Origin of the sequence: Paracoccus ferrooxidans, assembly GCF_029909815.1 — a bacterium.
GTDB lineage: Bacteria > Pseudomonadota > Alphaproteobacteria > Rhodobacterales > Rhodobacteraceae > Paracoccus > Paracoccus versutus.
Genome location: NZ_CP038201.1, coordinates 677,607 through 690,884, shown reverse-complemented (window position 1 = coordinate 690,884; position 13,278 = coordinate 677,607). Strand labels below are relative to the sequence as shown.

At 72.2% G+C, this 13,278-nt stretch carries 14 protein-coding genes; 1 reads left to right on the top strand and 13 read right to left on the bottom strand.

All coding sequences use genetic code 11. The annotated features are described in order from the left end of the window. Position 1 precedes the first annotated feature (1 nt). Genes E3U26_RS16415 through E3U26_RS16375 form a run of 9 tightly spaced genes read right to left on the bottom strand, consistent with a single transcriptional unit; the run spans position 2 to position 8,535 of the window. Positions 2-280: a hypothetical protein gene (locus E3U26_RS16415; RefSeq protein WP_499106044.1), complete on the bottom strand. Its 279-nt coding sequence runs from the start codon at positions 278-280 to the stop codon at positions 2-4. Between the two features lie 12 nt (positions 281-292). After that, positions 293-973: a hypothetical protein gene (locus E3U26_RS16410; RefSeq protein WP_072461277.1), complete on the bottom strand. Its 681-nt coding sequence runs from the start codon at positions 971-973 to the stop codon at positions 293-295. After that, complete coding sequence (locus E3U26_RS16405) at positions 970-1,242, bottom strand: hypothetical protein (RefSeq protein WP_140849072.1); 273 nt, start codon at positions 1,240-1,242, stop codon at positions 970-972. Before E3U26_RS16405 ends, E3U26_RS16410 begins: the two co-directional genes overlap by 4 nt. Then, positions 1,239-3,140: an ATP-binding protein gene (locus E3U26_RS16400; RefSeq protein WP_499106043.1), complete on the bottom strand. Its 1,902-nt coding sequence runs from the start codon at positions 3,138-3,140 to the stop codon at positions 1,239-1,241. Before E3U26_RS16400 ends, E3U26_RS16405 begins: the two co-directional genes overlap by 4 nt. Then, positions 3,137-4,294 (bottom strand): Pvc16 family protein, encoded by a 1,158-nt coding sequence (locus tag E3U26_RS16395; protein ID WP_499106042.1) that lies wholly within the window; start codon positions 4,292-4,294, stop codon positions 3,137-3,139. The genes E3U26_RS16400 and E3U26_RS16395 overlap by 4 nt, the downstream gene beginning before the upstream one ends. 1 nt (position 4,295) lies before the next feature. After that, positions 4,296-5,324 (bottom strand): hypothetical protein, encoded by a 1,029-nt coding sequence (locus E3U26_RS16390; protein ID WP_499106041.1) that lies wholly within the window; start codon positions 5,322-5,324, stop codon positions 4,296-4,298. Then, positions 5,324-6,040, bottom strand: a complete 717-nt coding sequence (locus E3U26_RS16385; protein ID WP_499106040.1) for a hypothetical protein — start codon at positions 6,038-6,040, stop codon at positions 5,324-5,326. Before E3U26_RS16385 ends, E3U26_RS16390 begins: the two co-directional genes overlap by 1 nt. Before the next feature lie 57 nt (positions 6,041-6,097). Then, entirely contained in the window at positions 6,098-6,598 is a 501-nt protein-coding gene (locus tag E3U26_RS16380) for a phage tail protein (RefSeq protein WP_036757981.1), read from the bottom strand. A gap of 29 nt (positions 6,599-6,627) precedes the next feature. Beyond that, positions 6,628-8,535, bottom strand: coding sequence for a phage tail sheath family protein (locus E3U26_RS16375; protein ID WP_499106039.1), 1,908 nt, complete (start codon positions 8,533-8,535; stop codon positions 6,628-6,630). Positions 8,536-9,032: 497 nt separating this feature from the next. Between E3U26_RS16375 and E3U26_RS16370 the strand changes: the two genes are divergently transcribed. After that, positions 9,033-9,515 carry a pyridoxamine 5'-phosphate oxidase family protein gene (locus E3U26_RS16370; protein ID WP_114536823.1) on the top strand — a complete coding sequence of 161 codons (483 nt, stop codon included), beginning with the start codon at positions 9,033-9,035 and terminating at the stop codon, positions 9,513-9,515. On the opposite strand, the gene E3U26_RS16365 is transcribed toward E3U26_RS16370, so the two are convergent. From E3U26_RS16365 to osmF, 4 genes are read right to left on the bottom strand one after another with little or no spacing between them, the layout of a single operon-like run. Beyond that, the gene (locus E3U26_RS16365) at positions 9,499-10,248 is read right to left on the bottom strand and encodes an ABC transporter permease (RefSeq protein WP_072461284.1); all 750 of its coding nucleotides are present in this window, start codon (positions 10,246-10,248) and stop codon (positions 9,499-9,501) included. The genes E3U26_RS16370 and E3U26_RS16365 overlap by 17 nt on opposite strands. Then, complete coding sequence (locus tag E3U26_RS16360) at positions 10,245-11,189, bottom strand: ABC transporter ATP-binding protein (RefSeq protein ID WP_499106038.1); 945 nt, start codon at positions 11,187-11,189, stop codon at positions 10,245-10,247. The genes E3U26_RS16365 and E3U26_RS16360 overlap by 4 nt, the downstream gene beginning before the upstream one ends. Continuing rightward, a complete protein-coding gene (locus E3U26_RS16355; RefSeq protein WP_499106037.1) occupies positions 11,186-12,337 on the bottom strand; it encodes an ABC transporter permease in 1,152 nt (383 codons plus the stop codon). The genes E3U26_RS16360 and E3U26_RS16355 overlap by 4 nt, the downstream gene beginning before the upstream one ends. A gap of 2 nt (positions 12,338-12,339) precedes the next feature. After that, complete coding sequence (gene osmF, locus E3U26_RS16350; RefSeq protein WP_499106035.1) at positions 12,340-13,245, bottom strand: ABC transporter substrate-binding protein; 906 nt, start codon at positions 13,243-13,245, stop codon at positions 12,340-12,342. Positions 13,246-13,278: the final 33 nt, after the last annotated feature.

Genomic DNA, 13,278 nt, shown 5'->3' with positions numbered 1-13,278 from the left:
CTCACTTGTCCGGGGGGATCTGCACGGGCGTGCCCGGCACCACCGCGTCGAAGGGATCGAGCGCGGGCGATGCGTCGGCGATGCGCCACAGCTTCAGCGGATCGCGGTAATAGCGGGTCGCCAGCGTATCCAGCCGGTCGGTGTCGGTGGCCACGGCGGCAAAGATCGCCGCGCGGGCGGAGCGCGGGGTCAGGCCGATCAGCTCGACCTGCGAGCCGTCCGCCCGCACCCAGGCCACCCGGCCGGATTTCGCGTAACGGCTTTTCTTGTCGACGGCCATCGCTGGTTTCCCCTATTGCGGCAGGTTGATGCTGGTGCCCTGGTCGGCGGTCGTATCGAGATAGAGCCGCGCCATCTTGCGGCGGTTCGCGGCGGTGAAGTTCAGCGAGGACTGGACGCGGGTGTTGTCGCGGGCCTCGGCCTCGCCCAGCACCTCCAGCCCGACCTCGATCTCGGCGCGGACGGGATAGAGCTTGCCGTTGAAGAAGGTCTCGGCGATCGCCATGCCGGTGATCTTGACCGGCACCACGCGCCTTTCGCCCCAGATGAACAGCACGATCGGGCGGCGGCCGCGGGCGCGCACCGGCTCGCTGCCGTCGGAAGGCGCCTCGGTCTCGCTTTCGACGGGATAGAGCAGTTCCTCGAGCGCCGAGATTTCCGGCAGTACGCCGAATTCCACCGGCAGCGAGGAATGCGCCTCGACCCGGTCGGCCAGGTCGAAGCGCAGCACCACCGAGAAGCTTTCCTTGAGCGCGCCGGACGAGGCGTCGGCCCCCTGTTCCCCGCTGCTGCCCCCCGAGCCCTGGGCGCCGGGCTCTGCCCCGCCCTCGGCCCCCTGCGCCTGTTCCAGCTGCAATTGGCGGGTCAGCGATTCCGGGTTGAAGCGGAAGGGGATGAAGCTTGCCATGACGGCGGTGTCGTCGGGATTGTAGACGGCAAAGGCGCCCTGGGTGAAATTGATCGCGTCGCTCATCTTGCGGCCTCCCATGCGGCGCGGATGGCGATCTCCAGCCTGCGGGCCAGCGCGGTCTCGGCGCCGGGGGCCAGCAGGTCGCGGACCTCGGCCAGCTCCAGCCGCAGGTCGCCCAGGGCCCCGGCGCCCGCCGCCAGCCCGGCAAGGCTGCGCGCGGCCTGGGCCAGGGCGCGTTCGATCACCGCGCGCAGGCGGGCGGCGTCCTGGGCCGAGGCGCTTTCGACGCTGATTTCGCCGATGTCGATGACCAGATCCGCGGCGGTGTTCATTGCGCCTCCTCCAGCCAGCGGGCCAGGGGGCCCAGGTCGTCGGCCCCCCTTGGCAGCCCGGATTTCTCCAGCTCGCGCAGGACGGCGCGGGCAAGGTGGCGCGGGGCCAGCCGGGCATTTTCGGCGGCGGCCAGATGGGCTGCGGCGACGGCGGCGTTGCGGATATTGCCGCCGGCAAAGCGGAACCGCTCGGCCAGCATGGCGATGTCCAGCCCGTCCTCGCACCAGTCGGGCCGCGGCAGGTTGCGGCGCCACAGCTGTTCGCGCTCGGCCTTTTGCGGCATGGGAAAGTCGATGACGAACTGCATCCGCCGGGTAAAGGCGGGATCCAGGTTCGCGCGCAGGTTCGTCGCCAGCACGACGATGCCGCCGAAGGTCTCCAGCCTTTGCAGCAGGAAGCCCACCTCGATATTGGCATAGCGGTCATGGGCGTCCTTGACCTCGGAGCGCTTGCCGAAAACCGCGTCGGCCTCGTCGAAGAACAGGATGCCGTGGCCGGCCTCGGCATCGTCGAAGATGCGCGAGAGGTTCTTTTCCGTCTCGCCGATGTATTTCGAGACGACCTGCGACAGGTCGGTGCGATAGAGGTTCAGCCCAAGCGCATTGGCAAGGCAGCGCGCGGCAAAGGTCTTGCCGCCGCCCGGCGGGCCGGAAAACAGCAGCGCCAGCCCTTGCGATTCCCCCGCGTCCACGGGCACGCCCATCTCGGTCCAGACCCGCCGCTGCGCCTCGCGCCAGGCGATGGCATCGGCCAGGCGGCTGCGGATCTCGCTGCCGGCGACCAGGTCGTCCAGCGTCACGTCCGAGCGGATATTGGTGACGAAGGGGCCCATGCGGCGCGCGCCTGCCGCGCAGATCGCCGCCGCGAAGCCCGCGGGATCGGGCCGGTCGCCGGGCGCATCCCCGGCAAGGCTGGCCAGGATCTCGGCCTCGTGCCGCGCGGCGAGCAACTCGGCCAGCGTCAGCTGGAAGCGGGGGGCGAGCCTGTCGGCGATGGCCGCGTCGATGCCGGCGGCGTCCCATGCCGCGCGTGCCTCGGCCGGGGTAAAGGGCGGGGCATCGACCGCGCGCAGCCGCCCGGCGTCGAAACGGTCGGGGGCCAGCAGGACCAGCGCGCCCGCGCCTTGCCGCGGGGGGATGCGCGGCGGCGCCTCCAGCGCGAACAGGTCGACGGCCAGCGGCGGGGCGTCGTCATCGGGCAGGGGCAGCGGCTCGCCGGGGCGCAGCGCGACCAGATCGAAGCCCCGCGCCGGCAGCAATGCGGCAAGGTCCGCGGCCAGTTGCAGCGCCATGCGCCGCGAGGGGCTGCGCAGCCACAGCACGCCGTCGGCGGCGAGGATGCGGGCCGCGGCGCGGGCCGGGCGCAGCATGACCGGGCGGTGGGTGGCCGGGACGAAATCGCCCTGCATGCGGGGCTGGCCGCGGAAGCTGCGGGCCAGCCCTTCGGGCGTCAGGCGCAGGCCCCATTGCGCCGAGGGCAGGCAGGCGCCCGGCGGCTGGGCCAGTTCCAGCCGGGGGTTGTCCTGGGGCGCGACCAGCGCCGCGGCCAGCGCCGCGTCATGGTCGAGGCCCAGCCCGGCCACCGCGATCCGGGCAAAGACCGCGGGCGTCGGCAGGTGCAGGCCGGCATTGTCGGCAAGGATGGAAAAGGCGGCGGCGGCGTCCGGGAAGCGTTCCGCCGCGACGGCGGCCGCCTCGATCCAGGCGGCGGGCGACAGCGGCAGCTCGGCGGCGCGCAGGGCCAGCGGCCGCCAGTCCTCCGCATGGTCGGGCCAGCCCGCGCGCGGGTCGTATCCCGTCTCGGCATCGCGAAGGTGATGGGCGACGGCCAGCAGCGCCGCCTCGCGCATCCAGTCCGCGGGCCTGCCGCCTGCCGCGCCGATCCCCATCGCGGTCATGGCGTCACCTCGACCGGAACGGCGGGGGTGAAGCGGTTCGGGCCCATGCGCAGCGCCGCCAGCATGGGAATGGCGCGCAGCCCCGCCGCGTCCAGCGCGGCGCGGGCCACCACCACCTGCGCGGGCGTCGCCGACGTGGGCGCAAGCTCGATCACCTCGAGCGGCGACAGGATGCCGCGCGCGGGCCACAAAAACACCTGCGCGGCCCCGGCAAGGTTGCTGCCGGTCAGCACCAGGTCCGCCCCGGGCGCCAGCGCCGCCGCGGGGGCATCCAGCGCGGGCCGGCCGGTGGTGACGGACAGGGCGTGCCGCTCTGATCCGCCCTCGGGCGCGACCAGCACGAGGTCCAGCGCGCCCGGATCGGCCCCCGGCGGGCAGGTGACGAAGATGCGGCCCAGGGCGTCGGGCCGGGCGATCTGGCCGGGGCCGAGCGGCGGGTCGGCCAGGGCGAAGCTGTGCGGGCCAAGGTGCAGCTCGGTCGCATTCGCCGCCTCGGCCGTTTCGATGCGCAGGCGGCGGCCCGCGCCCAGCGGGTTGGGCAGCGCGCCGATGATCGCGGGCCGGGTGATCGGCCGCGGACCGGCCAGCCGCACGCCCCCCGGCGCGACGATGTCGGGGGCGGGCAAGGGCAGGTTCAGCCGTTCCAGCTGCACCGGCCCCAGCTCGACCAGCGCCCAGGGCCGGTGGCGCATCTGCAGGGGCGTGAAGATCTTTTCCATCAGGTCCGCCGCGACCGGGACCAGGGTCGCCGTCATCCGCCCCTCGCCCTGCACCGGGTCGATGTCGGCCGAGGCGGGGATCGGCAGTTCGATGACGGGATCGGTCTCGATGGCCTGAAGCGCCTGGCCAAGCCGGTTGATCGCCTGCACCGGCTCGCCGGCGGGCGAGGTGCCATAGGCGGTGATGACGAAGAAGGCCGAAAGCGACAGCGGCGGCGGACGGCGCTGGCCGTCGTCGCCGATGAACCATTCGTCGTTGCGATGCGTCGGTTGCGGCGTCACCCACAGCAGCGATACCCGGATCGCCTCGCCCTGCGCGGTCGGGTTCTCGATCGGCGGGCCGGCGGCGATGTCGGGCAGCAGCGGCGCGATCCCCGCCTTCAGATGGGCGGCAAGGGCGCGGCCGGCATCGTGCAGGTTGACGAAGCGCGCCATCTCAGCCTCCGTCCGGGCGGGGGATGGAATGGCCGCGCGGCGCGCGCCGGGACGGCTTGGCGAGCAGGGTCTTGCGCGCGGCCGCGGGCCGTTCGGCGGGGTTGCGCGTGACGATGGTCAGCGCGCCGATGCGGATGCGGACCTGCGGCGCCGCCTGCGGCGGTGCGGCGGGAAGCGGCGCCTGCGGCTGGCGCGCGGGGCGCAGGGCGGGGCCGGCAGGCGTCGCGCGCAACTTTTCGGGCGCGGAGGGCGCGGGCTGCGGTCGCGGTTGCACCGGGGGCTCGGCGGGCTTGGCCGGGGCGGCGCGGGGCGCCACGCCGGTTGCCGGCTGCGGCGCGGCAGGCTTCGGGGCCGGTTTCCGCGCCAGGATCTGGGGCGCGTGCCGCGCCGGTGCGGGCGGGTCAGGTGCGCGCAGTTGCAGCCGTTCGGCCGTCGCGGCCAGGCGTTCGGGGTCGGTGGGCAGGCTTGGCGCTTTCGCCGGGGCCGGGGCGGCGGGTTGCGGCTGCTGCGTCCTTGGCGGGGCGAGGTGGCGAAAGCCCTTCAAGACCACCCGCGCGGTGACGGGGGCCGGCGGGTTGCCGGGCCTGGGCGCAGGCGGCGGTGCCGGCTCGGGCCGCTGGGCCTTGGGCGGCGCGGCCTGGGACTTGGCTGCGGGCTTGCGCGGTCGCGGGCGCGGTGCCGGCTCGGGCCGGGCGGCGGCCAGGGGCGGCCTTGCCGGTGTCGCGGCCCTTTGCGGCGCGGGCGTCCGGTCGGGCGGCGGCGGTGCTGCTGTTGCCTTGCCCTTTGCCGGCCTGGGCCGCGGCGCGGCGGGCTTGGGCGGCGATGCCGGCTGGGGCTGGGGCGGCGGGGACGTGGGCGCGCGCGGCGGCGAGGGGGGCGCTGCCGGGGGCAGGGGCGCGGCCTGCTCCATCACGGGAATCCCCGCGGACTCGGGCGCCGGTTGCGGCCCGGTGGCGGGGCGCAGCCGGGGCTGGGGATCGCCCGCACCGGCGAGGGGACCGACCAGCGATGTCAGCCTGGGCGCGCGCATCACGGCTCCTCCGCCAGCGTCCGCGCGGCAAGGATGCGGCGCAGATAGTCCTGCCGGCGCGAAACGGGCAGGGCGAGGATCTCGGTCTCGGACCAGTGATAGCTCATCGCGATCAGGTGGATCTCGTCCAGCAGCGTTGCCGCGCGGCTGCGCAGCTCGGTGTCGAGGAACTCGGCCACATCCAGCGGCAGGACCAGCGCCGTGCCGCAATCCGTGCAGGCGGTGCCGATTTCCAGCCCCAGCCCGGCGACCGCGCTTTCCAGCGCGGCGATGACGGTTTCGCGGTCGGGACCGGCCAGCCGCGCCTCGGCCTGGGCGGGCTCCATCCCCGCCGCCAGCGAAAGCAGCGCGGCCAGCGCCGCCTCTCCGCGAAGCCCCCGCCGTTCCAGCGCGATGAGATCGCCAAGCCGCAGGAGCCTCAGCGGCACGCCGTCCAGCGGCAGCGGCGCCGCGGGTTCGCGGGGCAGGTCGTCCAGGGAAAAGGCCAGCGCATTGCCGGCGCCGCAGCCGGTGCAATCGGTCTCGGATTCGATGTGCGGGCCGATCAGGGCGCGGCGCAGGGCCAGCAGCGCCTCTTCCCATTCGGGCAGGGTCAGGGCGGACAGCGCCTCGATTCCGCGGCCCCCGACCGCGGCGGCCAGCGCGGCCAGCCGCCCGTGGGGCCCGTCCGCGGGGGCGTGGAAGGCGATTTCATCCTGTCCCGTCAAAGCGCGCACGGCTTGCTCCTTTCCCGGCGGTCCAGTCTTCCGGTGATCCGGTGATCCGGTGGCCGGTCAGGTTTCGGCAGGCTCGGTCACGGCCTCGTCGAGGACGAAGTTCTCGTATTCGACCTTCAGCGTCTGGATGGCGACGGCGTTGGCGTTGGCGTCCATTTCCGGCAGGGCCTGGAATTCGCTGGCCCAGGCCCGCATCAGGTTGAAGGCCATGACCGGGGCGCCCTGCATGTTCAGCACCTCGACCCGGACGGATTTGCGATAGTTGACCAGGCTGTTGGCCGCCTCGCCCTGCGGGTTGTTGACCTGGTTGGCCCATTCCAGGAACTGCCGGTCATGGGTCAGGCCGGATTCGAATGTCACCGGCTCGAACTTGGTGCGGCCGGGCATCTTGCGCACGATGCCGGCATCGGCGGCGACGCGCCATTCGATCGCCTCGGTCGTCTTCTTGATCGCCGACATCTTGGACAGGGCGGCGACGACGCGCCCGTCCCATGTCACCCGGAAGCGGAAGTTCTTGTAGGGGTCGATGCGATGGGCGTTCACGTTGAACATCGGCATGGGCTGCCTCCTTTTCGATCAGCCCGCGCCTAGCGGCGGGTCATCTGGCTGAGTGTTACGATGACGAATTCGGCCGGGCGCAGCGGCGCGAAGCCGACCTGGACATTGACCACCCCCGCCGCCTGGTCGTCCGGCGTGGTGGTGTCGCTGTCGCATTTGACGAAATACGCCTCGCGGCTGGTCGCCCCGGCAAAGGCGCCGTTGCGGAACTGGGCCTCCATGAAGGCGCCGATGGTGGCGCGCAGCGCGGCCCAGAGCCGTTCGTCATTGCCCTCGAACACGGCCCATTGGATGCCGTTGAAGATCGACCTGCGCAGGAACATCGCGGTGCGGCGGACGTTGATATAACGCCATTCCGTGGTCGGCCGCCCGGTGCGCGCGCCCCAGACCACGCGGCCCGCGCCCGGCACCGTGCGCAGCGCATTCAGCCCGTGCGGGTTCATGCGGTCCTGGTCGCGGTCCAGCACCTGGAAATCCAGGCCCACCGTGCCCGACAGCGCGGCTTCCAGTCCCGCCGCCACCTTCCAGACGCCGCGCCGCCCGTCGGTGCGCCCGTAAAGCCCGGCGACATGGCCGGCCGCCGGGATCGCCCGCACCGGATCGCGGCCAAGGCCCGCGGGATCGGGAACCACGATCCGCGGCCAGTAGAGCGCCCGGAAATCCGAGCCGGTGATGCCGTTGCGCGCCTGGTCCACCGCATTGCCTACGGGATCCTCGGCCGCGGTCGAGCGCGGCGCATCGGCCACCAGGAACAGGTCGCGCTGCGGGCGCGCCTCGACATAGGCCAGCACGGCGTTGACGAAGCCCGCATGCTGCGCATTGGTCGTCGCGCTGAGCAGCCCGTCCGAGGCGCAGACGATCAGCGCCGCATCGTCGATCCCGTCCAGCGCGGTCAGCGCCGCGCCGTAGCCGGCCGCGGGAAAGGTGGCGTTGCCGCCGGTGCCCCCGGCCAGCGCCGTGCCCGGCGTGGCCCCGGTCAGCGCCCCCTGGTTGCGCGGGCGGAAGGCGATGGGCGGCTCGACATCGGCCCAGGCCAGGTAGGCCGAGCGGGCAAGCTGGTCCAGCATGTATTTCTCGTCCGCCGGATCGGGGGACAGGCCCTCGAACCGCTCGACCTCGGCAAAGTTCGCCTCTCCGACGGGGCGGTAGAAGACGACGAGGTTGAAGCGGGCGGGGTCGGCATCGGTGCTGTCGGCGATGGCCACGCGCAGCGCGTTGCCCCAGGCCCCCGCGCCCCGCGCCCGCAGGGTCGAGCCGGCCGTCGTGCCGCCCGCGCCCAGCAGGATGCCCTCGGGGCCGGCGGGCATGTTGACGGGCCGGATGGCCGGGCCGGCCCAGCGGATGTCGGGGTCCGCGGCCAGCCGGGTGATGACGTTGTTGGGGTCGCCGTCGGCGGTCGTCAGGTTGGTCAGCGTCGGGTTGGGCGCGCGGTTGGCGAAACTCGCGCCGTTGTTGGTCGATACGCGGACCGTCAGGTTGAAATGCGCCGCATCCCCGTCGGCCGCATTGGCGATGACGACCTGGATCTGCTCATCCGCGGCGGGCGCGCGCGCCTGCACGATCCGCGCCGTCGCCCCGCCCGCATCGCTGACGGTGATCGCGCGTTCGGCATCGACGGGCAGGCTGGCCACGGTCGCCGGCGCATTGCCGATGCCGGCGGCCAGGCGCAGGACATAGGCGCGGGGACCGCCGTTCTCGAAAAAGCCCTTGATCGCATAGGGCAGCAACAGCCGCGCCGTGCCCGCGTCGCCTTCGTTGCGGAAATAGCCGCCGAAGATGCGCTGGAACTGGATCTCGGACGAGATCGGCGTCGGGCCGGTCGGGCCGCGTTCGGTTTCGCCGACAAGGATGGTGACGGCGGTCGGCGCGGCCTCGATCGCGCGCGCGCCGCCGGGCGCCTCGCGAACATAGACCCCCGGCGTGAGAGGCGTAGTCATGATGCATGATCCTTGCTGCTTGTCGGCAGCGGTCCGGGGACAGAATATTCAGAAGCGGAGACTGTCTCTCCACCTGTCCGCGCCGTTCCCGACCCAGAGAAATTCGATTGTCCGGCCTTGCTTTCCGACCCAGGGGTCGGGCGCCTGAAAAGCAGTCCTTCCGGCCGGCGCTTGCGCGGAAGCGTGATCGGCGGTCTTCCGGTGTCCCGGAGCGGCCGAAGCACTTCATATCCTGTCGTTTTCGGGGCAAGGGCCCCAGAATGATGGCCCCAATGGCAGAGGGTGTCGTTCCCCGTCCATTATCACGATTACGATAGCTCACGGCCCGATTCTGTCAAGCCCCGGCGTGGGTTTGGCAGGGAGGTTGGCAGGGGCAAGAGGGGCCGATCGCCATCGCGATCCGCCAATCCCGCCGGCGCGCGCAGAAGGGGCGGCGCGCATCCCGGCAGGAACATTTCCCGATGCCCTTCGTTGTCCGGGATCAACAGGAGGCGAGCATGACCGACCATGACGATCACGTGGAGAAATTCTGGAGCCGGCTCGGGGGCATCAACTCCGGCATGCTGGGCCTGACCGAGGACGCGCGGCTCGTGCCCATGTCGCATTATGCCGACGCGGAAGCCGGCAGGCTGTGGTTCATCACCGCCAAGGGAACCGACCTGGCCCGTTCCCTGGCCGCCGGCGGCAAGGATGCCGTGCATGTGGTCGCCGACGAGGGGAAGGGGCTCTTCGCCCGCATCCACGGCACGCTGTCCCTGTCCGACGACCGCGCCAAGCTTGACGAGCTGTGGAACGCCGTGGCTTCGAGCTGGTTCGAGGACGGCAAGCAGGACGAGGATGTCCAGCTTCTGCGCTTCGACCTTGCCGATGCCGAGGTCTGGGTGACGGGGGGCAGCCTGTCCTTTCTCTACCAGATGGCCAAGGCCAAGATCACCGGCGACAAGCCGGACATGGGAGAGCATTTCAGCCTCGGCTTCTGATCCTTGCCGTGGCCGCGGGCCGCCTTGCCGCAAGAATCAGCAGGCCGAAGACATCATAGACCAGCACGGCGATGCAGCCGGTCAGCACCCCGCCCTGGATGACGAAGGCCGGGTTGTTCGAGGTCAGCCCGGCGATGATCACCTCGCCCAGGCTGCGCGCGGCTACGGTCGAGCCGATGGTCGCCGTGGACAGCGCGATGACGACCGAGATGCGGATGCCCTCCAGGATCAGCGGCAGGGCCAGCGGCATCTCGACCTGCACCAGCATCTGGCGCGGGGTCATGCCGACCGCCCTGGCGGACAGCAGGACCGAGCCGGGCACCCCCCGCAGCCCCGCCAGCGCGTTCTCGAAGATCGGCAGCAGGCCATAGAGAAACAGGGCAAGGACCGTCGGCCGGGTGCCGAAGCCCAAGAGCGGCACCGACAGCGCCAGCACGGCGACCGGCGGGAAGGTCTGGCCGATATTGGCCAGCATCCGGGCGGTAGGCAGGAACTCGGCCCCGGCGGGGCGGGTGACGAGGATGGCCAGCGCCAGCGCGATGAGGGTCGAGGGCACCATCGCCAGCATCACCAGCGCCAGATGCGATGCGGTCAGTCCGGCCAGCGTGGCGCGGTCGTAGATGACCGGCCCGCCGGCGGGCGCAAAGGGGCGCAGGACGGGCTCGAACAGGGCGGGGAACAGGACCAGCGCGCCCGTCATGCCGACCAGAACGATCCAGCGCAGCGCGGTCATGCCGGCGGGGCCTGTCGGCCCGCGGCCAGGATGTCGTCGCGCGTGACGATGCCCAGCCCTTGCCCCCGGCCGTCCACCACCGGCAGCCGGTCGCGGCCGGTCCAGATCATCTCGGCCAGGGCGTCCGAAAGCGAGGCGGCGGCATCGAACGGATCGCCCTGGGCCTGGCCCGCGCGCAGGAGCGTGCCGACCGGCTTCAGCGCCAGCAGGCGCAGCGCGCGGCCCGTCTCGCCCACCAGGTCGGCCACGAAGGGGGTGGCAGGGGCGCGGACGATGTCGTCGGGCGGGCCGAACTGCTCGAAGCGTCCGTCGCGCATCACGGCGATGGCGTCGCCCAGATACAGCGCCTCGTTCATGTCATGCGTGACCAGCACGACGGTGGTGCCCAGCTGGCGGCGGATCCGCGTCAGGTCGCGCTGCGCCTGCCGGCGGATCAGCGGGTCCAGCGCGCCGAAGGGCTCGTCCATCAGCAGCACCTCGGGCCGGGCGGCCAGCGCGCGTGCGACGCCGATCCGCTGCGCCTGCCCGCCGGACAGCTGATGCGGATAGCGGGGGCCGATCTCGGCCGGGTCCAGTTGCAGCATGTGCAGCAATTCCTGGGTGCGGGCCTTGATCCGCGCCCTGGGCCATCCCAGCAGGGTGGGGACGACGCCGATATTGCGCGCCGCGGTCCAGTGCGGGAACAGCCCGTAGCCCTGGATGACGTAGCCGATGCCCTGGCGCAGCGACACCTCGGGGATGCGGGCGACGTCCTTGCCGTCGATCAGGACCCGGCCCGAGCTTGGCTCGACCAGGCGGTTGATCATCCGCAGCAGCGTCGTCTTGCCCGAGCCCGAGCTGCCGACGATGGCGGTCAGCGTGCCGCGCGCAAAGCGGGCGGTGACGCCGTCCACGACGGGCCTGCCGCCGTAGGTCTTGGTCAGGGCCTCGATCTCGATCATGGCGGCTGCATCCTGAAGGAGGCGATCACCAGGTCCAGCACCGCCGAGGTCAGGAAGGCCAGCGCCACCGTCGGCAGCACGCCCAGCAGGATCAGGTCGGTCGCCGTCTGGCCGATGCCCTGGAAGATGAAGGTTCCATACCCGCCCGAGCCGATCAGCGCCCCCACCGTGGCCAGCCCGATATTCTGCACCAGCACGATCCGCGCGGCGGCAAGGATGACGGGCAGGGCCAGCGGCAGATCGACCATCCGCAGCCGCTGGGCGCCGGTCATGCCCATGCCGGCCGCGGCCTCGGCCACCGCCGGCGGCACGGCATCGACCCCGGCCACGGTATTGGCGACGATGGGCAGCAGCGAATAGAGAAACAGCGCCACCAGCGCCGGCGCCATGCCGATGCCCCTGATCCCGGCCTCGGCCGCGGCGGGGACATGGGCGGCGATCCAGGCCAGCGGCACGATCAGCATCCCGAACAGCGCGATCGAGGGGATGGTCTGGATCAGCGTCAGCAGGTTCAGCACCGGGGCGCGCAGGGCCCTATGGCGCTGGACGGCCAGCCCTGCCGGCAGGCCCACGGCCAGCGCGGCCAGGAACGAGCCGAAGGCCAGGACCAGGTGATCCGCCGTGGCCTTGTGGAAGGCGGCGGCGCGCAGCCGGAACTCGGCCGCGACCGAAAGATCGGCCAGCACCCCGGAGCCCAGAAGCGCCGCCACCGCCGCCAGGGTGGCGGCCAGCAGCGCGGCGCGGGGCGCGGGGCCGGGCTGCATGCGCGCAAAGGCGTCCACCAGCAGCAGCACCAGCACCCCGGCGGCCAGCCAGAAGCCCAGGCCGGGCGAGACCCGCGCCGCAGGGGCCGCCTGTTCCAGCAGGATGGCAGCGCCCCGTCCCAGCATAAGGATCAGCCCGGCCAGCGCCGCGGCCAGAAGCAGCATCCGCAGTCCCGGCCGGCGCAGCAGCAGCAGCGCGACCACGAGCAGCAGGGTGCCGGCGGCAAGCGCGGCGGCCGTGGGCGCCCCGAACGCCTCGGCCCAGCCAAGGGCCTGGGGCTGCGCGATCCGGTTGGGCCGCAGGCCGAATGCCGAAAGCGCCGGCGCCGCCAGCAGCGGCAGCGCCAGGACGGCCGACAGCCGGTCGATGCGCGGCCTGGGCATCCTCAGTCGAGCAGCCCGGCCTCGGTCAGGTAGGCCTGCGCCACCTCGGCGGCGGGCAGGCCCTCGACCTGGACCTGGCCGTTCAGCCTTTGCAGAACCTCCAGGTCCAGCCCGGCGAAGGCCGGTTCCAGAAGCTCGGCGATCTGCGGATATTCGGCCAGGATCTCGGCGCGGACGATGGGCGCGGGCTGGTAGACCGGCTGGACGTTCTTGTCGTCCTCAAGCACTGTCAGCCCGGAAAAGGCAAGGGCGCCGTCCGTGCCATAGACCATGGCCGCGTTGGCCCCGCTGGTCCCGTTCGCCGCCGCCTGGATCGTGGCGGCGGTATCGCCGCCCGACAGCACCAGCAGCTGGTCCTGATCCAGCGTAAAGCCATAGGCCCGCTGGAAGGCGGGCAGCGCCGGGGCCGAGTTGACGAATTCGGCCGAGGCGACCAGCTTGACCTCGCCGCCGCCCGACACCCATTCGCCGAATTGCGAGAAGGTGCTGACCCCCGCCTGCTCGGCCACCTCCGAGCGCAGGGCGACGCCCCAGGTGTTGTTGGCGGGCGCGGGGGCCAGCCAGACGATGTCGTTGGCCTCTTCGTCCAGCTGCCTGGCGGCCTGGTATCCGGCGGCGGCATCCTGCCAGATCGGCTCGTCGGCGCGATTGAAGAAGAAGGCGGCGTTGCCGGTATATTCGGGATAGATGTCGATCTCGCCGGCCAGGATCGCCTCGCGCACGATGGGGGTGCCGCCCAGCTGGATGCGGTCGCGGGTCGGGATGCCGGCGTGGTCCAGCAATTGCAGGATGATCTGGCCCAGCACCCCGCCTTCGGTGTCGATCTTGGACGACACGACGACTTGCGCATGGGCGGTGCCAAGACCGGCGGCAAGGGCGATGATTGCCAGCGGGACAGGTTTCAGCATGTCGTTTCCTTTGCAGTGAGCGCGCAGCCGGTG

What these genes read in the sequence shown, in the direction of transcription:
- E3U26_RS16415 (WP_499106044.1), bottom strand. Translation starts at nt 280, where the DNA reads ATGGCCGTCGACAAGAAAAGCCGTTACGCGAAATCCGGCCGGGTGGCC.
- E3U26_RS16410 (WP_072461277.1), bottom strand. Translation starts at nt 973, where the DNA reads ATGAGCGACGCGATCAATTTCACCCAGGGCGCCTTTGCCGTCTACAAT.
- E3U26_RS16405 (WP_140849072.1), bottom strand. Translation starts at nt 1,242, where the DNA reads ATGAACACCGCCGCGGATCTGGTCATCGACATCGGCGAAATCAGCGTC.
- E3U26_RS16400 (WP_499106043.1), bottom strand. Translation starts at nt 3,140, where the DNA reads ATGACCGCGATGGGGATCGGCGCGGCAGGCGGCAGGCCCGCGGACTGG.
- E3U26_RS16395 (WP_499106042.1), bottom strand. Translation starts at nt 4,294, where the DNA reads ATGGCGCGCTTCGTCAACCTGCACGATGCCGGCCGCGCCCTTGCCGCC.
- E3U26_RS16390 (WP_499106041.1), bottom strand. Translation starts at nt 5,324, where the DNA reads ATGCGCGCGCCCAGGCTGACATCGCTGGTCGGTCCCCTCGCCGGTGCG.
- E3U26_RS16380 (WP_036757981.1), bottom strand. Translation starts at nt 6,598, where the DNA reads ATGCCGATGTTCAACGTGAACGCCCATCGCATCGACCCCTACAAGAAC.
- E3U26_RS16375 (WP_499106039.1), bottom strand. Translation starts at nt 8,535, where the DNA reads ATGACTACGCCTCTCACGCCGGGGGTCTATGTTCGCGAGGCGCCCGGC.
- E3U26_RS16370 (WP_114536823.1), top strand. Translation starts at nt 9,033, where the DNA reads ATGACCGACCATGACGATCACGTGGAGAAATTCTGGAGCCGGCTCGGG.
- E3U26_RS16365 (WP_072461284.1), bottom strand. Translation starts at nt 10,248, where the DNA reads ATGACCGCGCTGCGCTGGATCGTTCTGGTCGGCATGACGGGCGCGCTG.
- E3U26_RS16360 (WP_499106038.1), bottom strand. Translation starts at nt 11,189, where the DNA reads ATGATCGAGATCGAGGCCCTGACCAAGACCTACGGCGGCAGGCCCGTC.
- E3U26_RS16355 (WP_499106037.1), bottom strand. Translation starts at nt 12,337, where the DNA reads ATGCCCAGGCCGCGCATCGACCGGCTGTCGGCCGTCCTGGCGCTGCCG.
- osmF (WP_499106035.1), bottom strand. Translation starts at nt 13,245, where the DNA reads ATGCTGAAACCTGTCCCGCTGGCAATCATCGCCCTTGCCGCCGGTCTT.